The sequence below is a fragment of the Solitalea koreensis genome (genome assembly GCF_900182575.1).
Lineage (GTDB): Bacteria > Bacteroidota > Bacteroidia > Sphingobacteriales > Sphingobacteriaceae > Solitalea > Solitalea koreensis.
Genome location: NZ_FXSZ01000004.1, coordinates 157,360 through 182,867 on the forward strand (window position 1 = coordinate 157,360; position 25,508 = coordinate 182,867).

Here is a 25,508-nt window from a genome sequence, read left to right on the forward strand (position 1 = left end):
CCCATTGCTTTATATGATGTCGAAAAACCTGGTAGTTGTATTCATTTTTCTTTTCTGTTTACCCATCTTAGGGTTGGCACAAACGGTTCCTTCAAAAAAAGTTAAGCCTGCAGACACCACAAAGAAAACCACTGCACCTACAAAATCGACGGCACCAAAGACAACAACGACCACGCCAAATAGTAAACAACCTGCTAAAACGGTGGCTCCGGTTGAAGAAGAAACCGGCAGTTCAGGGAAGGCTCAAATAATTCCAGATACGGTGAACCATAATGTTGAAATTGTAGCGGACCCTGCAATTCAGCAGCTGATCACAAAACGTATAGAAATCAACAGGCGTCCACCTGAAGTCGGATTTAGACTTCAGATATATTCGGGCCCTAAGCGTAATGAAGCCTATAGTTTGCAGGTGAAGTTTGCTTTAAAATATCCTGAACTTGGAAGTTATCTTTCTTATCAGGCTCCAAACTATAAATTGAGAGTTGGTGATTTCGTATCCAGAGCTGATGCCGAGAAGATCCGTAAATTGTTGCTTCAAGAATTTGATGTTGCATTTATTGTGAGCGATCGACTCAATCAAAAAAAGCTTTATAAGGAAGGCGAAACCGAACTCCCCTAATTAATCACTAAATTTTATGATTCAAGAGAAGATTAAGACACTTGCCGGAGAAATCCATCAAGAAATAATCGACTATCGCCGTCACATCCATTCCAATCCTGAACTTTCATTTCAGGAGTTCAATACATCAGCTTTCATCGTTTCCAAACTAGAAGAGTGGGGGGTTCCGTATGAAAAAATGGCAAATACGGGTGTGGTTGCTTTGATTAAAGGATCGAAGCCTTCAGAAAAGGTAATTGCCCTTCGCGGCGATATGGATGCCTTACCGATTACGGAGGCCAATAACGTCGACTATAAATCTAAAAATCAAGGTGTGATGCATGCTTGTGGCCATGATGTGCATACTTCTTCGTTGCTTGGTACGGCCAAAATATTGAGTACGCTAAAAGATGAATTTGCCGGGACCGTAAAACTTATTTTTCAGCCTGGTGAAGAATTGCTTCCTGGTGGTGCCAGTATCATGATCAAAGAAGGCGTGCTTGAAAATCCTAAGCCTGCAGGGATTCTGGGTCAGCATGTCATGCCTTTGATTGAGGTTGGAAAAGTAGGGTTCCGTTCAGGGAAATACATGGCTTCAACCGATGAGCTGTATGTTACTGTAAAAGGTAAAGGCGGACATGGCGCAATGCCTAACTTCAATATTGATCCGGTGTTGATTACCGCTCACATTATTGTGGCTTTACAGCAGGTGGTAAGTCGTGTAGCTGATCCTAAATTGCCTACCGTTCTTTCATTTGGTAAAGTAATAGCAAACGGAGCGACCAATGTTATTCCTAATGAAGTGAAATTGGAAGGAACCTTCCGTACGTTAGATGAAAACTGGAGAGCAGAAGCGCACATTGCCATGAAAAAAATGGCTGAAGGCATTGCCGAAAGTATGGGCGGAAGTTGCGAATTCACCATCGCTCACGGTTATCCGTTTTTGGTAAATGAAGAAAAACTGACTGCTTCAGCTCGTCAGTCTGCTGAAGAATATTTAGGGAAAGAAAACGTAGTGGATCTGGACATCTGGATGGCAGCAGAAGATTTCGCTTATTATTCACAGGTAACAGATGCTTGTTTTTACCGCTTAGGAACAAGAAATGAAGAACGAGGAATCACTTCATCAGTACATACACCTACATTTGATATTGACGAAAAAGCCCTTGGAATAAGCACCGGTTTAATGGCTTATTTGGCCTTGAAAGAACTTGGAAACTAGGTTTAAGATTTAGTTTTTTTAATACTAGTGGTGGCATGATGAGGAATTGTGCCACCATTTTTTTGTTATTTTTTTCTCCCTAAAACCGGGTTGTTTGATAAAAGCCTTCTAAAAAAACGCTGGACTTGAATTTCAGCATAGCGTAGAGAGTCCTTCTCTATAAATTCAGCAATGTGTTCAATGTCATTGATTTACTGGATTGTCCAATTTATTTAAAACGAAGTCGAAAGTCTAAAACCTACTTCCTGTTTTTCTCCATCTTGCCAGGCCCAGCCAACTTCAGCACGGAACATTAACCGCTGAATACCTATATAGCATTCATTATAGTTTTTAATCTTATCAGAACTGAGGTAATTCGCCCCGGCAATTTCTTCCAATCGGAGTTTACGCAATAAAGGAATCTTGTTCATGAAAAATCCGGAGAAGTTATGCTCAAAATGTCCTTCTAAGAATTGGTTGGAAGTGCTGTAGGCATAATAATCAAGAAAACGGAATATATTAGTACTGCTGCCTGCATACACTCCCATTCGGTTTCCCTTAAAGTGTTGGTAATCCATGTAGTATAAATGCTTCGCTGAAAGAAATTTACCTGCAGATATACTAAAGGCTGAATTTCCCCATAATCCTAATCGTAATCCGCTGTCGTAAATACGGGCACTCATAAAATTGTAATTCACATCCGATCCTAATAGCTGTATGCCCTTTCTGTACAACAGGTTCAATTTTGGCCATTTGGAACCCATATAGAATTTGCCTCCAGGACGAGTGATGTATTCGGAGCCAAATGAAAAGGTAGAGGAGAAAGTAAAAGTTAATGCCTGATTTTTTTCAAATGCAGGCTCGTTGTCATAGCCATAATACGGATTATTAGCCGTAAACAGTTTAATAGAGTCAGAACTGAATGAATAGAAGTTAGTATTAATAAGAGGTAGTCGATTTACGTAAGCCAATGAGCCACTTAACTGAATGCCGTTTGCAACTTCTTGCGTTAACGTAAAATCGGCAAATTGCTTTTCATACAATTTCAAATAATTGGTTTGATTCACAAGTGTTGCATAGGAATTAACGAGTGGAGCTAATGAGCCTTTATCGTTAAAGTCAACCACATCTGTTCCGATACTTAAATTCATGCTTCCAATTTTTGAAGGATCATAATGGTAGAAGAAAGAAATGTTCCCATTTAGATGATGATTGCTAAATCCATAACGAAGTTCAGGAGTGATGTTGAAGTTTTTTCTATTTTCCAATACTTTTCGATAAGATGCCTGCAGTGTTAAATTTACTCCTTCAACGGTGTTAAACTGCAAGTTGCTCGGTAAAATGGAGGAGAAAATGATGGATGTTTTATTAAAGCTATTTTGATAAGTATATCCTCCTAGAAATAGCTTGCCTGGTGTGAATTTGTTTCTTTTATGGTCGATAGAATCAAGATAGGGTTCAGATTTTCTGAGCACCTCAATACTGTCTTTTTTTGCATAATCGTGCTGCTCCTCGCTGGTAAGCGGTATCGGTCTATTTTGTGCCCAATAGTTTTGGTCTCTCTTGTTGGATTCTTTGCTAACATTCAGCACTTCTCCCGTAAAAAAACCTTTTTCAAACTTAGGCTCAAGGATGTAATTCTTATAAACACCTATGTAATTCCCAGCGAACTTAAAGCCTAATAGGCCACCGTTGAACATCAGTTTTTGCGAAGCAGGCATCCATACTTCACCTTTAACCGGGAAAAACTGCTGCTGAATTGTTAACGAGTCAAGAAGTTGGATTTGAGCATCGTGAGTTAATAAAAGATCGGTGCTATGCAAGCGCCAGCTATCTTCCATAATGTAAATGTAACCGCGAAAAACAGGGTCGTTTTTTCTACGCGGAATTACCTGTATTTTATTGATTAACTGATTGTTTTCGTACGAGCAGCCAATGAGTTTATAGGTGTAGTAAAATAAAGCATTGTCGGCCAGTGGCGACACCAAGCCGCGCGGACTTATGCCAGCGAGTTCAATAGCGTTGTCATAAAAATTAATAAGTATATCTGATGCTTGATTAAAGCTGAATCCATTACTACGACCACTGACCTTTGAGGAGATCATTTCTTCATGAATTTTATTCGGTCGCTGAAAATTGAATTTTGATTCAGATTCAGAGAGATAGATAATTCCACGACGATTCGAATCCAATCCAAACCGTTGACCTATATCATCGATATTAGTGCCTAAGAATTTTTTAGGAGCATCTTTTAAGCGCTGTAATGCTTTAATATAAACCTCACATGAATAAGCACTCACCTGGTTGAGGTAATGTTTACGTTTCTTAATGGCATTGCGCATTATCTCAAATGCAGGATCTTCAGCACCTGCACTCACACTTACTTCTTTCAATTCATAGATCTCAGGTTCAAGCGTAACGTCAATTTGTTGAGGTGTAATATTCACTTCTACCGATTTAATTACCTGTTTATACCCAATGGTTTTGTAGATCAATTCATAATGCCCTGGTGATAGCGTAATGGAATAATTTCCATCCAGATTGGATGTGGTGCCAATACTCGTTCCTTTAATAAAAACATTGGCAAAAGGAATCGGCTTGCCTTGCGGATCGATGATTTTACCCGAAATATCGGCTGCAGATAATTTTGAGGCAATAATAAAAAGAAAGAGGATTAACGATAAATGTTTGAAACGCATGAATAGTATTTAAGGTAGCTGAGTATCAACTAAAACGCAAAGCTAATTATATTATTTTTCTTTTCTTGCGAAGTAACCATGTGGCAATGAGGGCGATCAAACAGCCGAACAGGGTCATGAATAAAAACAAAAAGAAATAAGAGAGGAAAGAGCCGCCTGTTGACAGTTCTACGTCTTTCATTCTTTCTGCAATTTCTGCCGCTGTGGCATTGGCTGCCCTAAGTTTATTTAATTCATAGGCTTTAAGTGTAGAAGCATATTCAGGATTAATTACCTCGGCATAAAGTGCAAACCAACAAAGCGATAAAGAGCCATAGATTACAGAAATAAGAGCTCCGGTTTTAAGCCCTCCGGCCCATGAAAGATTATTGTGGTTTTGGTGATTTTTAAAGGACAGGATTCCCAGTACTACACAAGCATAAAAAACAAAGGGAGTTACCAACCGGGTATGCTGTCCAATTTCGTGCTTAGTTGTGTTAAAACCCAAAAAGTGCTCTGTTAATGTCCAAATAATGGTTGTTGCTAAGGCAATGAGAGCAAATTTTATCGCTGTATTTTTCATGCCTCATTTTTTGGTTGAAGATAAAAGTTCATATCCTTAGAAAGATAATAAAACTCAATTGATTGGAGCAAACAAGTTAAAGGTTAATGGGTTTAATTTGGAGTGAAAGCCATGTTTTAGTTGGGTAAGAATTTAAAAACGAACCTCAAAACTAAAAAAAATGAAAAAGTTCATTTTGATTGCTTTAATGGTTATTGCTTCAGTAAGCGCATTAGCTCAAAGCTGGAGTGTAGATAAGGCGCATGCCAAACTCGGTTTTTCCGTAAAACACTTGATGATTTCTGATGTAGATGGTTTTTTTAAAAATTTCGACGCAAAAGTCACCTCCGCTAAAGATGATTTTACCGATGCTGTAATTGAACTCAGCGCCGATATCAACAGCATTAACACCAACAATGAAAAACGGGATAAAGACTTGAGAAGTCCTCAATATTTTGATGCTGAGAAATATCCAAAACTTACTTTCAAAAGTAAATCCTTGAATAAAGCAGATGAAAGAAATTACATATTAATTGGTGATTTAACCATGCATGGCGTAACTAAACAGATTCAGCTGGATGTAATTTATAACGGGTCGATTTTAAATCCCGGCAGCAAAAAAATGGTAGCCGGTTTTAAGGTAACAGGTAAAATAAATCGCAAAGATTTTAATATTGCTAATTCTGTACCTGGGGCTATGATTGGCGAGGAAGTAACCATAAATACGAATGCTGAGTTTATAAAAGATGAGTAATTAATTTAGGTAACTGCCCATCTTTTAAAATCAGTAAAGGTATAGTGGCCGAGACTTCGAGGCTGTTTCAAAAGCACTTTCTCTTGTCACCCTGAGCGGAGCGAAGGATCAGTAACATCATGGAACAGATGTTATGACTCTGCTAAACATGACAAAAATAGGAGAGTTCGGTTTTTGAGACAATTTTGTTATAGTACTACATCGGTTGTGAATGTAGGTGTGTTACTACTATTTGGGCCTTTTTTCTCTTGATCTGAAATTTTATCATGACCTAAAAATGGTTTCAAGAAATCAATAGGTATCGGGAAAATAGTGGTTGAATTGTTTTCCGTGGCGATTTCGCGCAATGTTTGTAAATAGCGTAAGGTGAGAGCGCTTGGCTGTTCGCTTAATATTTGTGCTGCATCGGATAAACGTTGAGAGGCTTGAAATTCTCCTTCGGCCGCAATCACTTTTGAACGACGTTCCCGTTCTGCTTCGGCTTGTTTAGCCATAGCGCGCTGCATTTCCTGCGGCAAATCAATTTGTTTTACTTCCACATTCGATACTTTGATGCCCCAGGGTTCGGTACGGGCATCTATAATTTGTTGTAATTTTTGGTTGATTTTATCACGCTGTGAAAGCAGGTCGTCAAGGTGCGATTGACCCAATACGCTCCGTAACGTTGTTTGTGAAAGCTGTGATGTAGCAAAAAGGTAGTTTTCTACTTCCACAATAGCTTTTTGGGCCTCCAATACCCTGAAATAGACCACTGCATTCACCTTTATAGAAACATTGTCTTCTGTAATGATATCTTGAGTAGGAACATCCATTACTACTGTTCGCAAACTCACTTTAACCATTTTGTCAATTACCGGAATTAGGAAGATAAGACCGGGGCCTTTGATTCCGCCTGAAATTAAGCGGCCAAGCCTGAAAACAACACCACGTTCGTATTCACGCAAAATTCGGATGGCATTGGCTAGAATAATGAGTCCAAAAAGGACAAGGATGGCAAAAAGAACTGGAAAGGTTTGTATCATTTTTATATTGGTTTTAAGTTGTACTTCTGATATACAATTTAAGGTTTTTCATTTCTACTACAAGAATTTTCTCGCCTTGGTTAATTCTACCCGAAATGGATTCAGCATTCCACACTTCTCCATGTACCCGAACAGTTCCGTTCGGATTTAAGGTTTCAAGTGCTTCTCCTAGCTCTCCTACTAATCCATCTACTCCGGTTACCGGTTTTAAACGTTGAGCCCGTAGTCCGATGCCAATTATCGAAAGAAAAAAGAAGGCGGTTGTAACTACAGAAGAGATGATTATAGTCTTTGAAATCGAAACATACTCTAAACTTGAGTCTGAACGAATCAGCATTAAAGAACCAAAAAAAAGGGAAACGACACCGCCAATGGCAAGTAATCCGTGGCTTACAACTTTTATTTCAAGTAGAAATAGAATAATGGCAAAAATAATCAAGGCCAAGCCCACGTAATTGATTGGCAATGTATTCATCGAGTAAAGAGCAAGTAGAAGTGCAATCACTCCCACTATGCCCGGTAAGATAGCCCCGGGATTATAGAGTTCAAAAAGTATTCCGTACAGGCCCAGAAGAAATAGGAGGTAAGCAATATTGGGATCGCTTAGTAAACTTAAAATTCTTTCGGGTGCTCCCATTTCTACTGATTTAACTTCAGCATTTTTGGTGTTTAAAATTTTTGTCCCTGTGGTTAATTCAATGCTTCTTCCATTAATTTGATTGAGTAGTTCCTGATCATTTTTAGCAATGAGGTCTATTACATTTTTACTCAATGCTTCATTTTCTGTGATTGCTAAACTTTTGCGTACTGCTTCTTCAGCCCATTGTAAATTGCGTTTCCGTTTTTCAGCAATAGTTCGAATGAATGCAGCTGCATCATTGGTGGCTTTGTCGTTCATAATTGTATCCCGCTGGCCCTGCATATCAACAGGATGGGCAGCACCGATATTGGTGCCAGGAGCCATCGCCGCCACATTTGCGGCAAGTGTTATAAAAACTCCGGCAGAACCCGCGTGGGCCCCTCCAGGTGAAACATAAACAACCACCGGCACAGGCGATTCAAGTATGTCACTAACTATTTTTCGAGTTGATGCTAACAAGCCGCCTGGAGTATTAAGGTGAATAAGCAGGCATTCTGCTTTTTCGATTTTTGCTTGTTCAATGCCCCTATGAATGTAGGCTGCCGATGATGGATTAATAGTACCGTCGACAGTTATTGAAATCCCTTTTTGAGCTGAAAGCTCAAATGGGATAAGGATGAGTAATGTGACTACAGCTAACCGGAGTGATGGATTAAAATTAAATAAGGATGATTTGAGTTTAAGTTTCATCTGAATGATGACCAATAAATAGGTTTGTCAATGTAATTTACTTAAAACCAAAGGGAATATCAATTTTTGCGGAAAGATCAATTATTTCTTCACTAAGCAGGCGTATAGGTTAGAAGAATGGTTATTGTGAAACTCCAAATGTAACGGAATGAATGAGCGCACTTAATTTTTTTAGTAGTTTTGTGCACTTCAATAAAATCTACAAAATTATGTACGAAACTCTTAAACCGATTCTTGAAACCGAGCTTAAAAACATAGAAGAAGCCGGTCTTTTTAAAAAAGAACGCATTATTACAACTCCGCAAGGTGCTGATATTCAGGTGAGTGGTGGTAAGGATGTGGTCAATTTTTGCGCAAACAATTATTTAGGTTTGTCATCACATCCCAGAGTTATTGAAGCTGCTAAAAAAGCAATTGATAGTCATGGATTTGGTATGTCCAGTGTTCGTTTTATTTGCGGGACTCAGGATATTCATAAAGAACTAGAAGCCAAAATTTCTAAATTCTTAGGTACAGAAGATACTATTTTATATGCTGCTGCTTTTGATGCTAACGGCGGTGTGTTTGAACCATTATTTAATGAGCAGGATGTAATTATTTCTGATGAATTAAATCACGCTTCTATTATTGATGGTGTTCGTTTATGTAAAGCGGCTCGTTTGCGTTACAAACATAACGATATGGCTGATCTTGAAGCGCAGCTAAAAGCTTCACAGGATAAACGTCATCGTATTATAGTTACTGACGGTTCGTTCTCTATGGACGGAACAATTGCCCAATTGGATAAAATCAGCGATCTGGCGGATAAATACAAGGCGCTGATAATGATTGACGAATGCCATTCTTCGGGCTTTTTAGGAAAAACAGGCCGTGGTACACATGAGCACTGTGGTGTTATGGGACGAATCGATATTATTACCGGTACCTTGGGTAAAGCCTTAGGCGGAGCATCAGGTGGTTTTACTTCGGGTAGAAAAGAAATTATTGACATGTTGCGTCAACGCTCGCGTCCGTATTTGTTTTCAAACACATTGGCTCCAAGTATTGTGGGCGCATCAATTGCTGTGTTTGATATGTTGAGCGAAACCACTGAATTGCGTGATAAGCTCGAGCGTAACACGAAATACTTCCGCGAAAAAATGACTGAAGCTGGCTTCGACATTAAGCCTGGTATTCATCCTATCGTTCCGGTGATGTTATACGATGCAAAACTTTCTCAGGATTTTGCAGCCCGTATGCTGGAAGAAGGGATTTATGTAATCGGATTTTACTATCCGGTAGTGGCGCAAGGGAAAGCCCGTATTCGTGTTCAAATTTCTGCAGGACATGAGATGCATCACCTTGATAAAGCCATCGCAGCGTTTACCAAAGTTGGTAAAGAGCTGGGAGTAATATAGCATGATTGACTATAGAATGAGAGAATAATAAAACTGTAATTCTCTCATTCTTAATCTTATTATCATTTATACATTCGCTACTCAAGCATTCTCTCATTCAATTATTTTTAAATGAAAGCCACCGCCCTTTACGAAGGTTCTTTTTCTGTTGATGTTTCTAAAAAGTTCATTCCATTCAATCCTGAACTGCATAATCCTAAAGATCGTCCGGCTTCTTTGTTCATTTATGTGCAGCCTTTTCTCGTTGAAACTTCAGTCGGTTTATGTCTAATTGACACTGGATTAGGAATTAGAGAATCAAACGGCGAGCTGCAATTACACAATAATATTCGTAATGCTGGTTATAGTCCTGCTGATGTGACTATGGTTTTGATGAGCCATTTGCACTATGATCATTCCGGTGGATTAATGTATGAGGAAGAAGGTAACTGGAAACTGGCTTTCCCTCATGCCGATTATTACGTTCAACGAGGCGAGTTGGAAACAGCACTGACAAAGCAATCAAAATCGTATCGTCGACCGCAATTGGAGGCTTTATGGCGTACACCTAACCTTCATTTTATGGAAGGTTCCGGACGCTTAAACAATGAAATTACGTATGAACTTACGGGAGGCCATTGTGAGTTTCACCAGGTGTTTTTATTTGATATAAAAGGGGAGAAGTATTTCTTTGGAGGTGACATAGTGCCGGAACCTGAACAATTGCTCAGGAAGTTTATGGCTAAATACGATATGGATCCTCGGAAAACGATGGAGCTCCGACAAGAGTACGGAATCCGGGCTGCTGCAGAAGACTGGGCCTGTATGTTTTATCATGCAAAGAGCCGTGCTATAGGGAAGGTTCGCTATGAAGATGAAACTTTTTCGATTATTGATGCAGAGTAACTAATCTGTCACCTTGAGCGGAGTTGAAAGGCAATGTTTCGATTCCGCTCAGCATGACATTGGTATATCTCTGTTTATTCTTTCTTGCCGATTTCCGGCATATCCATCATTTGGTAACCTGCTGTATCAAACATCGCGGCATCAATATTTCCTTTTTGAATATCTTTAATTTGCATCGTGGTTTTGTCTCCAGTTTTCTTATGAGTAATGATGCTTTCTAATGATGGGCCCTTTAAGAACGCTGAATATTTAGCAAAGTCGCCGGCAGGAGAGCGCGCTCCACCCATTGGCCCTTTGGCGGAGCGCATGCTCGCCAGTATTTTCCATAAATTCAGATCCATATCTTGTGCTACCCACATATCAATAGTTGAATCTTCTGTTTCAGCGATTATTTTTTTGCAGGGATGACCATCAATTGTTTTAGTCTCGTTTGTCTCCGTTATTTTCACATCGGTTTTCATACCTGATTGTTCTGCCATTTCAGCAATATCCTTCATTTTAGACTTCATCCCCATTTTCTTGCCGTTCATGTCCATCAGCATGAGAATGTCGCTAGTTGCAGGATCTATAATCATGCGCATTTGTCCGCCTTTATCCGGGTTGTTAATAACCGAACATATTTTTTGGTCTTTGATATAGTACATGATTTCAGCGGGGTGTTTAAGCTTCTCGCCGGAGATAATCATCTTAAAGCTACCTTCGAAATTGCTTTGTGCTTTAGCCGCATTAGAAATGAGCAGTGTGGTCAGGAGAAATAAGAGCGGTCTTTTCATAGTATTAGGTTTTGATACTTATGAATTTACGAAATAATGTTAAAATGATAAGGCGGTCATTATAAGAGTATTTGGGGTAACAGTTTTTAGGCATTTTTTTTAGTTTGAATATTGGGGCTTTTTCAAAATTAAAAGTAAACTAAGTGGCAGTTTGGAAAAAGTTGTTCTGCGAGTTTTGTTTTTCTCCAAATCAATCTAATTTATGAAGCTTTTCTTCATGAACCAATCCGATTGAAACATTGTTAAAAGAGTGTTAATTAGCTATTTTTGCAGCTCTAATAAAACACGTATGAAGTTAGATATCAATTATAAAGAAGCTTTTGAAGGTCGTCACATTGCTCCGGATGAGCAAGAAGCTACCCAGATGTTAAATACTATCGGAGTGAACTCACTCGATCAGTTGATCGAGCAAACAGTTCCTGCTGCTATTCGTCTGAAAAAGCCTCTTAACTTGCCGGCTGCTAAAACTGAGTTTGAATACCTGAAAGCGATTAAGCAAGTTTCAAGTCAGAACAAGGTATTTAAATCATTTATTGGCCGTGGTTACTATGATACATTTACACCAAATGTAATTCTGCGTAATATCATGGAAAACCCGGGATGGTACACTCAATATACTCCTTACCAGGCTGAGATTGCTCAGGGTCGTTTACAGGCATTGTTGAATTATCAAACTACTGTATTGGATCTTACCGGAATGCAGATTGCGAATGCTTCATTGCTTGATGAAGGTACGGCTGCTGCAGAGGCGATGTTCATGCAATTCTCTTTACGCAAAAATAATGACGCGAATATCTTCTTCGTGTCTGAAGAAGTACTTCCTCAAACTATTGATATTTTAAAAACTCGTTCAATGCCATTAGGTATTGAATTGGTTATTGGTGATCACAATACCGTGGAGTTAACCGAGAACATGTTCGGTGCAATTGTTCAATATCCTGCGGCTAATGGCGAGGTGTTCGACTATACCGAGTTCTCTAATAATTGCCATGCGAAAGGTATTAAATTAACCGTTGCTGCTGATTTATTGAGTTTGGTGTTGTTAACCCCTCCATCTGAATTTGGTGCCGATATCGTAATCGGTTCATCACAACGTTTTGGAGTGCCTATGGGTTATGGTGGTCCTCATGCTGCATTTTTCGCAACCAAAGAAGAATACAAACGTTCAATGCCAGGTCGTATCATTGGTGTATCTATCGATGCCCAAGGTAATCCGGCATTGCGTATGGCTTTGCAAACACGTGAGCAACATATCCGTCGTGATAAAGCAACTTCAAATATTTGTACCGCTCAGGCGCTTCTTGCTATTATGGCGAGTATGTACGCTGTTTACCATGGCCCTAAAGGTTTGAAACAAATTGCTGGTCGTACCCACGGATTAACAATTTTGTTAAACGATGCACTTAAAGGTCTTGGCTTTAGTGTGTTGAATAAATCGTTTTTTGATACGATTACTGTTGATGCTGGTGAACTGGTAGAGTCGATTCATAAAATTGCTGTTGATGAAGAAATGAACTTCTTCTACAATGGTTCTAAAATTGGTATCGCTTTAGATGAAACTACTTCAGTGGAAGATGTTAAGCAGATCGTTAAGATTTTTGCAAGAGTAATTGGTAAGAAATTGGAAGATGTAAACTTTGAAGCTATCGAGGCTTCGCTTGCATCATCAGTTGTTAGCAATTTAGTCCGTCAGTCGGATTTCTTAACCCATCCATTATTTAACACGCATCATTCTGAGCATGAGATGTTACGTTACATCAAAAGCTTAGAGAATAAAGACCTTTCCTTAACGCACTCAATGATTGCCTTAGGTTCATGTACCATGAAGTTGAATGCAACTGCCGAAATGATTCCGGTAACCTGGGCTGAGTTTGGTAAATTGCATCCTTTTGCACCAATTGATCAGGTTGGCGGTTACATGCAAATGATTACTGAGTTGGAGAATGCTTTATGCGAGGTAACTGGCTTTGCTGGTGCCAGCTTGCAGCCTAACTCGGGTGCGCAAGGTGAATACGCAGGTTTGATGGTTATTCGTCAATACCACAAAGACCGTGGTGAAGGCGCAAGAAATGTTGTTTTGATCCCTTCTTCTGCTCACGGTACTAATCCTGCAAGTGCAGCACTGGCTGGTTTCAAAATTGTTGTAACCAAGTGTGATGTTAATGGTAACATTGATGTTGAGGATTTACGTGCAAAAGCTATTGAACATAAAGATGACCTTGCTGCTTTGATGGTTACTTACCCATCAACTCACGGGGTGTTCGAAGAAGCAATTATCGAAATCTGCCAAATTATCCACGATAACGGCGGACAAGTATATATGGACGGTGCAAATATGAATGCACAGGTTGGCTTAACCAGTCCTGCTAACATTGGCGCTGATGTTTGTCACTTGAACTTACATAAAACCTTCTGCATTCCTCACGGTGGTGGTGGTCCTGGAGTAGGTCCAATTTGCGTAGCTAAACACTTAGTTCCATTCTTACCTGGTCATCCGGTGGTTAAAACAGGTGGTGAAAAATCGATCCATGCAGTGTCATCTGCTCCTTGGGGTAGTGCAAGCATTTTGTTAATTTCTCATGCTTACATCTCAATGATGGGTGGCAATGGATTAACGAATGCTACCAAGCACGCAATTCTAAATGCTAACTATATTAAAGCTCGTTTAGAAGAACATTATCCGGTTCTGTATACAGGATCACAAGGTCGTTGTGCTCACGAAATGATTTTGGATTGCCGTTCATTTAAAAACTTCGGTATTGAAGTAGCTGATATCGCGAAACGTTTGATGGATTATGGTTTCCATGCTCCTACAGTATCGTTCCCGGTGCCAGGAACAGTAATGATTGAACCTACTGAATCAGAGCCTAAAGCTGAATTGGATCGTTTCTGCGACGCGATGATTGCTATTCGTCATGAAATTGCGGAAATTGAAGCTGGTAAAGCGGATAAAGTAGATAACGTTTTGAAAAATGCTCCTCACACAGCTAATGTAATTACAGCTAATGAGTGGAATCACGCTTATTCTCGTCAAAAAGCAGCTTATCCATTACATTGGGTGAAAGACAATAAATTCTGGCCTTCAGTAGCTCGATTGAACGAAACACATGGTGACAGAACCCTGATTTGTTCTTGTCCTCCAATTGAAAGCTATGCTGAAGAAGCAGTAGAAGCATAAGTTTGGGCTTTAGGGTTAAGGTTTTTAGTTCTAAAGATTTAATAGATAAAAGCGTCCTTGATTAAACAAACAAGGACGCTTTTTTATTTATTTAATCTGACAAGCTAAGCCTCTGTATTATTTTTCATTTTCTGCTTTTCACTTTAGCTTTTCAGTCTTCTTTTACGTAAGCAACCATATAGTCTTCAAATTCAAAATAATTCACAGTTAAGGGTTCGGGTGTATCGGGCATAAGAATTCGGGCAGAAATTACACCTCCATCCATGGAGTATGGGAATGAATCCAAGATAATTCCTTCAATAAAGTTCAACCCTTTTTTGCCGTACATTTTATAGAGAGCCTCTTTAGCCGCCCAGCAGGCATAAAGGTGATGGATGCGGTGAGATGGATCAATAAATGCCTGTTCTTTTTCTGATAGAAATTTGTTTACCACGCGTTCAATCTTCTCCTTGATTTCTTCAATATCAATTCCAACCCTATTGGTCTGGCTAATCATTACCGCTGCATAATCAAAAGAATGGCTGAGTGAAAAATAATGAGGGAAATTGACTAAAAATGGTTTGTTGTGTTCGTCAATACCCGTTTTTATATAGTCTTGCGTATTAATAAGGGTACGTAATAACACACGGCTACCTAGCCAATGCAATTCTCGTTTGCCCTTACTCAAACTTTGGTATACGCTTTTTTCCCCTTCGTCAAGTTGAAGTTTGCTATAGAGCAGGTGAGCGGGTTCTTCTATTTTCCAAACAGCAAATTCTGTTGCTGCGTCAATTATTTTATGTAAAACGATAGGCATAATGATAGTCAAGAGTTTACAGTTGAAAGTTCAACATCTGGGATTCTGGGTCAATATAGCTGCGTTCTGGGCTTTAGATCCAGAACTTCAGACTATTGTCTATGAACCATCAACTTAAAGTATTATTTTTGGCCAAATTACAAAAAAAACCCGCCTGATACGGAATTTACCAATTGGAGTGAATGTTGGATGCGGGTTCTTGATGTCCATAAAAAATAAACACTTCAGAAAAAAATAATATGATCTTATCCGACAAGCGCATCCTGGAAGAAATTGAAAATGGAACTATTGTGATTGAGCCTTATGACAGGAAGTTTCTTGGCACCAATTCATACGATGTACATTTAGGAAAACATTTGGCTGTATATGTGAATCGTGAACTCGATGCCCGTAAACATAATGCGATTGAACATTTTGAGATTCCTGAAGAAGGATTTGTGCTGCAGCCGAACACACTATACTTGGGAGTAACGGAAGAATATACCGAAACTCATGCGCATGTGCCTTTTTTGGAAGGAAAGTCAAGTACGGGCCGCTTAGGGATCGATATTCATGCAACCGCCGGAAAAGGCGATGTGGGCTTTTGTAACACATGGACCTTGGAGATTTCATGTGCTCAACCTGTTCGTATATACGCAGGTATGCCCATTGGTCAACTTATTTATTTCGTTGTTGAAGGTGATATTGAAACCCTCTACAAGCATAAGTTGAATGCAAAATACAACGCCCGAACTGTACAGCCTGTAGAATCGATGATGTGGAAAAATCAGTTTTAAGAATTTAATAAATATATCTGATAGTCAGGCGTTTGCTCCTGTTATTTTACAGGGAATGCTTTCAAGCCTCTTTTAAATTTCGTAAATTTAAAAGAGGCTTTGTTTTTTATTCCTTTAGGCAGTGATAAAGCTTCTTTTTTAAATTTTGTAATACCGCGAATTGCTCTTTCTAAATCGGAACCGAATCTGTTTCAATGAAATTTTTTGGAGCGTAAGTGCGTAATGGTTTTACTGTAATTATTAGATGTAAAATATGGAATAGCTTTTACTGCTTATAACTTGTTAAGGCATGAAAAAAAATCTGATCTATACGATATTCTTGGGTCTGCTTATAATGCTGTTTTCTGCAACACTCCCTCCTGATAATGGCGAGCAGTTGATCAAAAAAATAATGGATAATCTTGCCAATTATCATGAAAAACTTCCTCAGGAAAAAATATACCTACATATTGATAAACCGTATTATGGAAGTGGTGATAACATCTACTTTAAAGCTTATTTGGTGCATGCCAACGATAATACCCCCTCAGAGCTAAGTAAAGTAATTTATGTAGATATGCTTAATGCAGAGGATAAGCCCGTTGAGCGTTTGATATTGAAAAAAGATCACGGTGATTTTAACGGAAGTATTCCTCTTTCTGATTCTATACCCGAGGGCATTTACCGTTTGCGTGCCTACACCAGCTGGATGCGTAATTTTGGAGAAGACTATTTTTATTCTACAAATATAAAAATTGGCAATGCCCGTCTTACCAATATTAAACCAATAATTGACTATGAGTTTGATAAAACTAAAAAGAATCAGGAAGTTACGGCTATAATAAAATTTAATAACGAGCGGGGTGAGCCAATTGTTGGTAAAGAAGTACAGTATGAAATTATTATGGTTGGCCGGAATGGACTTAAAGATAAGACCACTACTGATGCGCAAGGAACGATTGCTATAAGAGTTCAAAATACGAATCACGTTGATTTTCCGCATAAGCATATTAAAGCCACTATTAATTACGATGGATTACCGTTTACAAAAAACTTCTACATTCCTTACTTCGCACCGGATATAGATCTTCAGTTTTTCCCGGAAGGAGGAAGTTTGGTCAATGAATTACCTTGTGTTGTGGGGTTCAAAGCTGTGGATGTACAAGGTAAAGGCGCCGATGTTAAGGGCTATATTTCCGACGAACAGGGCAATAAAATTGTTGATTTTCAAAGCTCCCATTTAGGAATGGGGAAACTTGCTTTCGTTCCGAAAAAAGGCCATCAATACAAAGCCTTTATTAAAGATAAAGCCGAAAATGTACAAGAAGTTTTATTGCCAGAAGCTTTAGATAAAGGTTTGGTTTTAAGTGTTCGAAGCCAGACGGATGAACAGATCAGGGCTGTCATTATGGCAAATCCATCTTTTATTGAAGAAAAACAAAGAATTGTGGTAGTTGGTCTGTCGCATGGAGTGGTTCATTATGCGGCAAGTCAGCAAGTTAATGAGAGTGTTTACCAATTTACAATACCTAAAGAACAGTTTCCGACGGGTATTGCACAGATTACGGTGTTCAATTCCATTGGTCAGCCATTAGCAGAACGTTTGGTATTTATTAATCGGCATGATCAACTGGGTTTTTCCATTAGTACAGATAAGGCTAATTATCGTCCTCATGAAAACGTAAATATGAAGATCATTGTGCAGGACCCTCAGGGTAAACCTGTACAGGGGGATTTCTCGCTTGCTGTTACCGATAATAATGTTGTTCAAGTTAGGTCTGATGCAGCGTCTATTCTTTCCAATTTATTGTTTACTTCTGATTTGCAGGGACATATTGAAGATGCAGGGTATTATTTTGATGGGAAAGAACCAAATGCAGCAGAAGATCTTGATGTGCTATTGTTAACCCAGGGGTGGAGAAGGTACGAATGGTCCAATATTATTGCCGGGATTTTCCCTGAAACCCCGTATCCATTAGAATTAGGTTTGGTAATTGCCGGAAAGGTTAAAACAATCTCTGATGACCAACCGGCTAAAAATGCGGCTGTAACTTTGTTTACGACAAAAAACAAACAACTCTTCCAGGCAACAACTACCAATAACGATGGCGAATTTCAATTTACAGGGCTTGATTTTCCGGATAGTACACGGTTTATAATTCAGGCGAGAAATGAGAAAGGGGGGAAGGCTGTGGATATCGAAATTTTCGATTCTTTTCATGGAGCCTCCATCAAAAAGAGCCTTATCGCCGATAATATTGGAGTGGAGTTAAAAACCTATCTTAAAGCAAATAAGAAAGAATTTGATTTTCGCCGTGAAAAATTGGGATATAAAACGGTACTGTTAAGCGAAGTAGTTGTACACAGTACAAGGCTTCCTAATAATAATAATGCTGTTTTGAAAATTTATAGTACTCCGGATGCAGTTATAACTGCTGAAGATATTAGTAGGTCAAGTGCAATAATGACTGGCAACTTGCTCGATGCCATAAGAGGGCGTGTGGCAGGTGTTGATGTTACAGGCAATACGGTTACCATTAGAGGTGTTCATACTGTTTTTGGTAATACAAGTCCATTGGTTGTATTAGACGGAGCTGAAGTTGATGTAGGGTGGTTGAGGGCAGTTAATCCTATAGATGTTGAATCGATTGAATTTTTAAAAGGCCCTTCTGCCGCTATTTATGGCATGCGTGGATCTAATGGTGTTATTGCTATATATACTAAACGTGGTAATTTTCTTACAGGTGCTTATTCAAAAAAAGGAATGCTTAGTTTTTATCCAGAGGGATATCAGGTGGTTAAGGCATTTTACGAGCCTAAATATAATGTAGAGAAAGAACGTAAAGATAAGGCTCCGGATGCTCGAACGACCATCTACTGGAACGGTAATATTAAAACTGGTAAGAATGGTGAAGCCTTGGTTTCATTCTACACAGCCGACAGTCCGGCATCTTATACCTCAATAATTGAAGGTCTAACGGCCTCTGGTCAATTAGGCCGGGGAATAGCATCTATACGGGTTGATAATTCGTATTCTCCATAGTCTGCATTCGACCGCTCATGCTTTTATATACAAGAGGCAGCACGTATTTGCTGCCTCTCTTGTTATCTTATTTTTTACCTTTGCAGCAATCAATTTTTTTATCATTGCAAGGAAACAAGAAAATTTACTTCGCTTCTGATTTTCACTTGGGAGTTCCCACCTATCAAAAAAGCCGTGAACGCGAAGATCGTATCGTTCGATGGCTCGATTCAATTAGACATGACGCTCATGCAATTTATTTAGTAGGAGATATTTTTGATTTTTGGTTTGAATACAGTTCTGTAGTGCCCAGAGGATATGTTCGTTTGCTTGGTAAATTAGCTGAATTAAGCGATTCAGGAATTAAGCTTATCTTCTTCAAAGGGAATCACGATATGTGGATGTTTGATTATCTGCATAAAGAATTGAATGCTACCATTATTTCCAATGAATTAATTCTTGAATATGGCGGTAAACGCATTTATGTTCATCATGGAGATGGGTTGGGCCCTGGCGATGGCAAGTATAAGCTCTTAAAAAAGTTCTTTCGCAGTCCGTTTTGCCAATGGTTGTTTGCCCGAATTCACCCCAATTTAGGTATTGGAATCGCCGATAAATGGTCGCGTAATAGCCGCATTGCAAATGATCAAAAGGAAGAATTTTTAGGAGAAGAGAAAGAGTGGTTAGTTGTTTTTAGTAAAGAAGTGCTTCAGAAAGAGCATTTCGATTATTTCATTTTCGGTCACCGTCATTTACCGCTCGATATAAAACTTACTGAAAACAGTCGTTATGTTAACCTTGGTGAATGGATTCATTTTAATACTTACGCTGTGCTTGATGAATTTGGAGCACTGGAGCTGAAAACATTTGAAGGTTAAAAGAGTTAATGGTAATTGAATCCTTAAAGATTGAGGAAAATTGGTAACTTTGCACACTTTTACAATTAATACAAGTAAAAAGCATTCAATATGTTAGATAAATTAGAGGCAATCAAATCGCGTTGGAAGGATGTTGAAAATGAACTTTCAAGTCCTGATGTGATGAGTGATATGAAGCGCTTCGCAGCTTTAAATAAAGAATACAAAGATCTTACTCAAATAGTTACAAAGGCAGATGTTTACTCCAATGTAATGAGTAATATAGATGCTAATAAACAAATTTTAGCCACTGAAAAAGACGAAGAGTTTCGTGAAATGGCTAAGGTGGAGTTGGAAGAATTGTTGGTTCAGCGCGATGAGCTGGAAGAAGAAATTCGTGTGATGCTTATTCCTAAAGATCCTGAAGATGCGAAAAATGCAGTTTTGGAGATCAGAGGTGGAGCAGGCGGCGACGAGGCGAGTCTTTTTGCAGGCGATTTATACCGTATGTACTTGCGTTTTTGCGAGGCTAAAGGTTGGAAAACCGAATTGGTGGACGAAACTCCGGGTACTGCCGGTGGTTACAAAGAGGTGGTGATTAACGTGATCGGTGAAGACGTTTATGGTCAGCTGAAGTACGAGTCAGGTGTGCACCGTGTTCAGCGCGTTCCTGCCACCGAAACACAAGGTCGTGTGCATACTTCTGCAGCTTCAGTAGTCGTATTGCCCGAAGCTGATGAATTCGACGTACAGATCAATATGAATGATGTTCGTAAAGATTTATTCTGTTCATCCGGTCCGGGCGGACAGTCAGTAAATACAACGTATTCGGCCGTACGTTTAACGCACATTCCTACCGGAGTTGTTGCTCAATGTCAGGATGAAAAATCTCAGATCAAGAACTTTGAAAAGGCATTGGGTGTTCTTCGTTCCCGTATTTACGAAATGGAGCTTCAAAAGCACCTGGCAGAAACCGCTATGAAACGTAAAACGATGGTGTCAACGGGCGATCGTTCAGCTAAAATCCGTACCTATAATTATCCACAAGGCCGCGTTACAGAACATAGAATTGGTTTAACGATTTATAATTTAGGTGCAGTTATGGACGGCGATGTGCAGAATATCATTGATGCTCTGCAACTTGCGGAAAATGCCGAGCGCATGAAAGAAGGAACGGTTGCATAGTTTTAAAAGAGTCTTTAAATAATTTTGACTTTTAAAATAAAGACTCTATATTTGCATTCCCAAAAACAAATGGGGTAATGGATCGGTAGTTCAGCTGGTTAGAATGCCGCCCTGTCACGGCGGAGGTCGCGGGTTCGAGTCCCGTCCGGTCCGCAAAAAGTTTAAAAAAGATGTTTTTAAACTATGTTTAAAGGGTTTTTCAAAAGAGTGTATATAAGACTGTATATAGCTCGTCTTTGAAGGACTAAAAATAGTAAGTTTCTTGGATCGGTAGTTCAGCTGGTTAGAATGCCGCCCTGTCACGGCGGAGGTCGCGGGTTCGAGTCCCGTCCGGTCCGCTTAAAAGTTTAAAAAAGATGTTTTTAAACTATATCTAAAAGGTTTTTTAAAAGAGTGTATATAACTGTATATAACTCGTCTTTGAAGGACTAAAAATAGTAAGTTTCTTGGATCGGTAGTTCAGCTGGTTAGAATGCCGCCCTGTCACGGCGGAGGTCGCGGGTTCGAGTCCCGTCCGGTCCGCTCAAAATAGCCCTTAGATAGCTTCTAAGGGCTATTTTTATTTTAGTGTATATGATCTGTATATAGATTTTATTCAGCCATAGTTGTTGTATAAGCTCGACCGCTAAAGTTCTCTGGATTTAGCTAAGTCGCATGTTTTTAAAACATCGGGTAAGAAGAATGTTTGTGAACAAATCCGACCTACCCATCTCTCGGAAAACAGTTTGGGGATTTTTTATGAATAGCCCAGCCTTGCTGTAATCAATCCATCACTTCACCTCCGAAAGAAAAATAAAAAAATAATTTTCAAGTAAAGAACTTGTAGGTGCTTAGGTTATAAATACTTTGCGATTTGCTGATATAATCGTTCTTTGTCGCTGGGCCACAAAGCATTTTTTTCAACCATGTTTCCATTCTTGTCGATAATTATATAAGTAGGGACTATGGCAAAACCGTCCCTTCAGCAGATTACCATCTTAATAAAAATTCTCCCCTTATTAATTTTCTTAAAATTAGGAAAACGATTGAATTAATAGTTTCAAACGTTTGCGTAGCCTGATTTCACAACTTGCAGATTTTTTAACTTTTGATTTGTGCTTAATCCAACTTACTTTCATTTTATAAGGGTAGGTTATTACTTCACAACTAAAACGAGTTTATGCAAAATACAGGTAAATACAGATGGTCAATTTGTGCGCTGCTTTTCTTCGCTACAACCATCAATTATATGGATAGACAAATAATTGGCCTGTTGAAACCCGTATTGGAAATGGAGTTTAACTGGACAGAAAAGGACTATAGTTTTATTGTAATGGGCTTTACGGCATCTTATGCACTGGGGCTTTTGTGCTTTGGTCGTTTGGTCGACAAAATGGGTTCTAAAGTGGGTTATACCTTATCCATTGTTTTATGGAGCCTGGCAGCAATGGGTCACGCATTGGCTCGAAATACATTTGGTTTTTTTGTAGCAAGAGCATCATTGGGTGTAGGAGAAGCTGGTAATTTTCCATCAGCAATTAAGGCAGTTGCCGAATGGTTTCCCAAAAAAGAAAGAGCACTGGCTACCGGTATTTTTAATTCGGGCGCTAATATTGGTGCCATTGTGGCTCCAGCCATTATTCCGGTTATAGTGGCTCGTTTCGGCTGGCAGGAAGCGTTTATTTTTACAGGAGCGATTGGTTTTGTTTGGTTATTGTTTTGGTGGTTTTTATTTGAGATACCGCAAAAACACAAAAGCCTAAGTGAACAGGAATTACAACATATACAACAAGACGATGATGAAGTTGAAATGGTTGTGGAAACGAAAAAAATATCAATCAAGCGCTTGTTAAAAATGCCTCAAACCTGGGCCTTTGCAATTGGAAAGTTGCTTACTGATCCGGTGTGGTGGTTTTTTCTATTCTGGCTGCCATCTTATTTCGCTTCTTCGTTTGGATTAGATCTCAAAAAATCAGGTTTGCCTTTGATCATCATATATACAGCTGCTAGTGTAGGAAGCATTGCCGGAGGATATATGTCGTCTTACCTCATAAAAAGAGGTTGGAAGGTTGATCAAGCCCGTAAAAGGACCATGCTGTTTATTGCGCTTTGTGTGTTGCCTATTGTGACAGCACAGTTTACTCAGCAATTATGGGTAATTGTTGGCTTAATAAGTTTGGCTTCAGCGGCACATCAGGCATGGTCGGCTAATATTTTCACTACCGTTTCTGACTTTTTTCCAAAAGAAGCAATAAGCTCGGTTGTAGGTATTGGTGGAATGGCTGGCGCTATTGGCGGAATTGCTTTTCCCCTCCTTGTTGGAAGTTTATTGGATTATTATAAATCGATAGGAGCAATGAATACGGGATATAATATCTTATTTGTTATCTGTGGTTTAGCTTATTTGTTGGCATGGCTGGTATTATTTGTTGTTACGCCCAGATTAAGCAGCAAAAAGGAAGAGGTCCAAGTGTTAACAACAAGCTATTAGTTTACAATTAACCCAATCATTTGACTTGAACTAAGGCTGGTTAAAGTCTTTTAATTAGATATATGATGACAACAAATCCTTTTGATTTAACAGGTAAACTGGCATTAATAACAGGTGGAGGCACCGGGTTAGGAACGGGTATGGCGAAGGCCATGTGTAATGCTGGAGCCAAAGTAGTAATAACCGGCAGAAGAGAACCCGTTTTAGTGGATGCGGTGAAAGAGTTAGGTGAAAATGCTCACTTTATTGTTCATGATATGAATGAACTCGATACTATTCCTGGGCTTGTTGAAAAGGTGGAACAAACTTTTGGGCCGATTGATGTAGTGGTAAATAATGCAGGAATCAATATGAAAAAACCTGCTATAGAAGTTTCTGACGAAGATTTTAATCAAATTATTCATACAAATTTAAATGCGGTATTTGCCTTAACACGTGAGTGTGCAAAAAAAATGTTGCCGCGCAAGCAAGGTTCAATCATCATGATTTCGTCCATGACGGCTATGTACGGTATTGACCGTGTGGCGGCTTATTCGGCATCAAAATCAGCCGTGAAAGGAATGATTATGGGTTTGGCTTCCGAATTTTCACCATTTGGAGTACGCATTAATGCTATTGCTCCGGGGTTCATCGAATCACCAATGATGTTGAATGCAATGGATAATGATCCGCAAAGGAAAGCAAAGGTTTTAGGACGCACCCCCATGGGTACTTTCGGTAAAGCGGAGGATATTGGTTATACCGCGGTTTTCCTGGCTTCGAATGCTGCCCGATTTGTTACAGGTACTACCATTCCCGTTGATGGCGGTAACTCAATTGGTTTTTAATTTTTAAGTATGCAATCTTCAGAAAAAAATAATGTAAATACAGGATTAAAGAGGATGGAGCAAACCTGGCGATGGTTTGGACCGCAAGATCCTGTTTCCTTACAGCATGTTAGACAAGCTGGGGCTACAGGTATTGTTACCGCTTTACATCATATTTCTCATGGTGAAGTTTGGCCGGAGGAGGAGATTTTGAAGCGTAAGAAAGAAATTGAAGATAACGGGTTATCCTGGTCGGTGGTAGAAAGTGTGACTGTTCACGAAAGTATTAAGACTCGTACGGGAAACTATCAAGAGTATATTGAAAAATATAAAACTACGCTGCAAAACCTGGCAAAATGTGGAATCAATATAGTTACCTACAATTTTATGCCGGTGCTTGATTGGACCCGAACATCAATCAACTATGAGATGCCTAATGGCGCTAAAGCGCTGTATTTTAATTGGCTTGATTTGATTGTCTTTGATGTCCATATTCTTCAACGTAAAGATGCAGCAAACGATTATGATGACGAATTACTCGCAAAATCTTCTGCTCGTTTTAAAAACATGACAACAGAAGAGATTGAGCGATTAACCTCCGTTGTTTTGCTTGGTATTCCTGGCGAAGAGGAAATGACGCTGGAACTTCTTCGGAAATCCCTTACGGCCTATGAGCATATCGGGCAAGCTGAACTTCGTGAAAATCTTAAATATTTCCTTCAGGAAGTAAGTCCCATTGCTCAGAAATGTGGGGTAAAACTGGCCATTCACCCTGATGATCCTCCGTTCGATATTCTTGGGCTGCCGCGTGTGGTAAATTCTAGAGAAGATTTTGAGTTTATTTTACATGAGGTGAATATTCCTGCAAATGGAATATGTTTCTGTACCGGTTCATTAGGAGCCTCTTCTCAAAATAATCTACCTGAACTCGTAAAATACATTGCCGACCGCATTCATTTTGTGCATCTGCGAAATGTAAGTAAAGACCAGGAAGGTAATTTTTATGAAGCTGACCACCTGGGAGGTGATGTTAACATGTTTAAGGTGATGAAGGAACTGCTCATCATTCAGCAAAAAGTACAAGATTCAATCCCTTTTCGTTCTGATCACGGGCATCAAATGCTTGATGACTTACACAAGGTTACCAACCCCGGATATTCAGCCATCGGCCGGTTAAAAGGCCTTGCCGAATTAAGAGGATTGGAGTTGGGTGTTGTTAGTGCTATGTAGTCTTTTTAA

General features: G+C 39.3%; 19 protein-coding genes and 3 tRNA genes. 16 read left to right on the top strand and 6 right to left on the bottom strand.

The window, feature by feature from the left end:
- Positions 1 to 13: 13 nt before the first annotated feature.
- Together FN756_RS07980 and FN756_RS07985 are read left to right on the top strand one after the other, a co-directional pair.
- A complete protein-coding gene (locus FN756_RS07980; protein ID WP_142603095.1) occupies positions 14 to 619 on the top strand; it encodes an SPOR domain-containing protein in 606 nt (201 codons plus the stop codon).
- 16 nt (positions 620 to 635) lie between these two features.
- Positions 636 to 1,820 carry a M20 metallopeptidase family protein gene (locus tag FN756_RS07985; RefSeq protein ID WP_142603097.1) on the top strand — a complete coding sequence of 395 codons (1,185 nt, stop codon included), beginning with the start codon at positions 636 to 638 and terminating at the stop codon, positions 1,818 to 1,820.
- A gap of 212 nt (positions 1,821 to 2,032) precedes the next feature.
- Here FN756_RS07985 and FN756_RS07990 read toward each other — a convergent pair whose 3' ends face one another.
- On the bottom strand, positions 2,033 to 4,498 hold the full coding sequence (locus tag FN756_RS07990) for a DUF5686 and carboxypeptidase regulatory-like domain-containing protein (RefSeq protein WP_142603098.1): 2,466 nt from the start codon (positions 4,496 to 4,498) through the stop codon (positions 2,033 to 2,035).
- Between the two features lie 46 nt (positions 4,499 to 4,544).
- Positions 4,545 to 5,060, bottom strand: a complete 516-nt coding sequence (locus tag FN756_RS07995; RefSeq protein WP_142603100.1) for a DUF4199 domain-containing protein — start codon at positions 5,058 to 5,060, stop codon at positions 4,545 to 4,547.
- A gap of 160 nt (positions 5,061 to 5,220) precedes the next feature.
- On the opposite strand from FN756_RS07995, the gene FN756_RS08000 reads away from it, so the two are divergent.
- Positions 5,221 to 5,793 (top strand): YceI family protein, encoded by a 573-nt coding sequence (locus tag FN756_RS08000; protein ID WP_142603102.1) that lies wholly within the window; start codon positions 5,221 to 5,223, stop codon positions 5,791 to 5,793.
- Between the two features lie 188 nt (positions 5,794 to 5,981).
- On the opposite strand, the gene FN756_RS08005 is transcribed toward FN756_RS08000, so the two are convergent.
- Positions 5,982 to 6,815: a slipin family protein gene (locus FN756_RS08005; protein WP_142603104.1), complete on the bottom strand. Its 834-nt coding sequence runs from the start codon at positions 6,813 to 6,815 to the stop codon at positions 5,982 to 5,984.
- A gap of 13 nt (positions 6,816 to 6,828) precedes the next feature.
- Entirely contained in the window at positions 6,829 to 8,145 is a 1,317-nt protein-coding gene (locus FN756_RS08010) for an NfeD family protein (protein WP_142603106.1), read from the bottom strand.
- Positions 8,146 to 8,354: 209 nt separating this feature from the next.
- Here FN756_RS08010 and kbl point away from each other — a divergent pair, with 209 nt between their 5' ends.
- Both kbl and FN756_RS08020 read left to right on the top strand, forming a co-directional pair.
- On the top strand, positions 8,355 to 9,542 hold the full coding sequence (gene kbl / locus FN756_RS08015; protein WP_142603108.1) for a glycine C-acetyltransferase: 1,188 nt from the start codon (positions 8,355 to 8,357) through the stop codon (positions 9,540 to 9,542).
- Positions 9,543 to 9,653: 111 nt separating this feature from the next.
- Positions 9,654 to 10,427 carry an MBL fold metallo-hydrolase gene (locus tag FN756_RS08020; RefSeq protein WP_142603110.1) on the top strand — a complete coding sequence of 258 codons (774 nt, stop codon included), beginning with the start codon at positions 9,654 to 9,656 and terminating at the stop codon, positions 10,425 to 10,427.
- A gap of 74 nt (positions 10,428 to 10,501) precedes the next feature.
- Here FN756_RS08020 and FN756_RS08025 read toward each other — a convergent pair whose 3' ends face one another.
- Positions 10,502 to 11,200: a DUF4412 domain-containing protein gene (locus FN756_RS08025; RefSeq protein WP_142603112.1), complete on the bottom strand. Its 699-nt coding sequence runs from the start codon at positions 11,198 to 11,200 to the stop codon at positions 10,502 to 10,504.
- A 289-nt stretch (positions 11,201 to 11,489) separates the two neighbouring features.
- Here FN756_RS08025 and gcvP point away from each other — a divergent pair, with 289 nt between their 5' ends.
- Positions 11,490 to 14,378, top strand: coding sequence for an aminomethyl-transferring glycine dehydrogenase (gcvP, locus tag FN756_RS08030; protein WP_142603114.1), 2,889 nt, complete (start codon positions 11,490 to 11,492; stop codon positions 14,376 to 14,378).
- Between the two features lie 151 nt (positions 14,379 to 14,529).
- On the opposite strand, the gene FN756_RS08035 is transcribed toward gcvP, so the two are convergent.
- Positions 14,530 to 15,174 carry a 4'-phosphopantetheinyl transferase family protein gene (locus tag FN756_RS08035; protein ID WP_142603116.1) on the bottom strand — a complete coding sequence of 215 codons (645 nt, stop codon included), beginning with the start codon at positions 15,172 to 15,174 and terminating at the stop codon, positions 14,530 to 14,532.
- Between the two features lie 239 nt (positions 15,175 to 15,413).
- On the opposite strand from FN756_RS08035, the gene dcd reads away from it, so the two are divergent.
- The 10 genes from dcd to uxuA all read left to right on the top strand — a co-directional run bounded on the left by dcd (position 15,414) and on the right by uxuA (position 25,499).
- Positions 15,414 to 15,950 carry a dCTP deaminase gene (dcd, locus tag FN756_RS08040; RefSeq protein ID WP_142603118.1) on the top strand — a complete coding sequence of 179 codons (537 nt, stop codon included), beginning with the start codon at positions 15,414 to 15,416 and terminating at the stop codon, positions 15,948 to 15,950.
- A 289-nt stretch (positions 15,951 to 16,239) separates the two neighbouring features.
- Entirely contained in the window at positions 16,240 to 18,972 is a 2,733-nt protein-coding gene (locus FN756_RS08045; RefSeq protein ID WP_142603119.1) for a TonB-dependent receptor plug domain-containing protein, read from the top strand.
- 104 nt (positions 18,973 to 19,076) lie between these two features.
- Positions 19,077 to 19,829: a UDP-2,3-diacylglucosamine diphosphatase gene (locus FN756_RS08050; protein WP_394344415.1), complete on the top strand. Its 753-nt coding sequence runs from the start codon at positions 19,077 to 19,079 to the stop codon at positions 19,827 to 19,829.
- Between the two features lie 90 nt (positions 19,830 to 19,919).
- On the top strand, positions 19,920 to 20,993 hold the full coding sequence (gene prfA / locus FN756_RS08055) for a peptide chain release factor 1 (protein WP_142603124.1): 1,074 nt from the start codon (positions 19,920 to 19,922) through the stop codon (positions 20,991 to 20,993).
- Between the two features lie 79 nt (positions 20,994 to 21,072).
- A tRNA-Asp gene (locus FN756_RS08060) sits at positions 21,073 to 21,146 on the top strand.
- Positions 21,147 to 21,257: 111 nt separating this feature from the next.
- Positions 21,258 to 21,331: transfer RNA gene (locus FN756_RS08065), tRNA-Asp, on the top strand.
- Positions 21,332 to 21,441: 110 nt separating this feature from the next.
- A tRNA-Asp gene (locus FN756_RS08070) sits at positions 21,442 to 21,515 on the top strand.
- 637 nt (positions 21,516 to 22,152) lie between these two features.
- The gene (locus tag FN756_RS08075; RefSeq protein WP_142603126.1) at positions 22,153 to 23,463 is read left to right on the top strand and encodes an MFS transporter; all 1,311 of its coding nucleotides are present in this window, start codon (positions 22,153 to 22,155) and stop codon (positions 23,461 to 23,463) included.
- Between the two features lie 62 nt (positions 23,464 to 23,525).
- Positions 23,526 to 24,290, top strand: coding sequence for an SDR family NAD(P)-dependent oxidoreductase (locus tag FN756_RS08080; protein ID WP_246085447.1), 765 nt, complete (start codon positions 23,526 to 23,528; stop codon positions 24,288 to 24,290).
- Between the two features lie 9 nt (positions 24,291 to 24,299).
- Entirely contained in the window at positions 24,300 to 25,499 is a 1,200-nt protein-coding gene (gene uxuA / locus FN756_RS08085) for a mannonate dehydratase (protein WP_142603128.1), read from the top strand.
- Positions 25,500 to 25,508: the final 9 nt, after the last annotated feature.

What these genes read in the sequence shown, in the direction of transcription:
- FN756_RS08020 (WP_142603110.1), top strand. Translation starts at nt 9,654, where the DNA reads ATGAAAGCCACCGCCCTTTACGAAGGTTCTTTTTCTGTTGATGTTTCT.
- dcd (WP_142603118.1), top strand. Translation starts at nt 15,414, where the DNA reads ATGATCTTATCCGACAAGCGCATCCTGGAAGAAATTGAAAATGGAACT.
- FN756_RS07985 (WP_142603097.1), top strand. Translation starts at nt 636, where the DNA reads ATGATTCAAGAGAAGATTAAGACACTTGCCGGAGAAATCCATCAAGAA.
- FN756_RS08025 (WP_142603112.1), bottom strand. Translation starts at nt 11,200, where the DNA reads ATGAAAAGACCGCTCTTATTTCTCCTGACCACACTGCTCATTTCTAAT.
- FN756_RS07990 (WP_142603098.1), bottom strand. Translation starts at nt 4,498, where the DNA reads ATGCGTTTCAAACATTTATCGTTAATCCTCTTTCTTTTTATTATTGCC.
- FN756_RS08005 (WP_142603104.1), bottom strand. Translation starts at nt 6,815, where the DNA reads ATGATACAAACCTTTCCAGTTCTTTTTGCCATCCTTGTCCTTTTTGGA.
- FN756_RS08045 (WP_142603119.1), top strand. Translation starts at nt 16,240, where the DNA reads ATGAAAAAAAATCTGATCTATACGATATTCTTGGGTCTGCTTATAATG.
- kbl (WP_142603108.1), top strand. Translation starts at nt 8,355, where the DNA reads ATGTACGAAACTCTTAAACCGATTCTTGAAACCGAGCTTAAAAACATA.
- FN756_RS07980 (WP_142603095.1), top strand. Translation starts at nt 14, where the DNA reads ATGATGTCGAAAAACCTGGTAGTTGTATTCATTTTTCTTTTCTGTTTA.
- prfA (WP_142603124.1), top strand. Translation starts at nt 19,920, where the DNA reads ATGTTAGATAAATTAGAGGCAATCAAATCGCGTTGGAAGGATGTTGAA.
- FN756_RS08075 (WP_142603126.1), top strand. Translation starts at nt 22,153, where the DNA reads ATGCAAAATACAGGTAAATACAGATGGTCAATTTGTGCGCTGCTTTTC.
- gcvP (WP_142603114.1), top strand. Translation starts at nt 11,490, where the DNA reads ATGAAGTTAGATATCAATTATAAAGAAGCTTTTGAAGGTCGTCACATT.
- uxuA (WP_142603128.1), top strand. Translation starts at nt 24,300, where the DNA reads ATGCAATCTTCAGAAAAAAATAATGTAAATACAGGATTAAAGAGGATG.
- FN756_RS08080 (WP_246085447.1), top strand. Translation starts at nt 23,526, where the DNA reads ATGATGACAACAAATCCTTTTGATTTAACAGGTAAACTGGCATTAATA.
- FN756_RS08035 (WP_142603116.1), bottom strand. Translation starts at nt 15,174, where the DNA reads ATGCCTATCGTTTTACATAAAATAATTGACGCAGCAACAGAATTTGCT.
- FN756_RS08010 (WP_142603106.1), bottom strand. Translation starts at nt 8,145, where the DNA reads ATGAAACTTAAACTCAAATCATCCTTATTTAATTTTAATCCATCACTC.
- FN756_RS08000 (WP_142603102.1), top strand. Translation starts at nt 5,221, where the DNA reads ATGAAAAAGTTCATTTTGATTGCTTTAATGGTTATTGCTTCAGTAAGC.
- FN756_RS07995 (WP_142603100.1), bottom strand. Translation starts at nt 5,060, where the DNA reads ATGAAAAATACAGCGATAAAATTTGCTCTCATTGCCTTAGCAACAACC.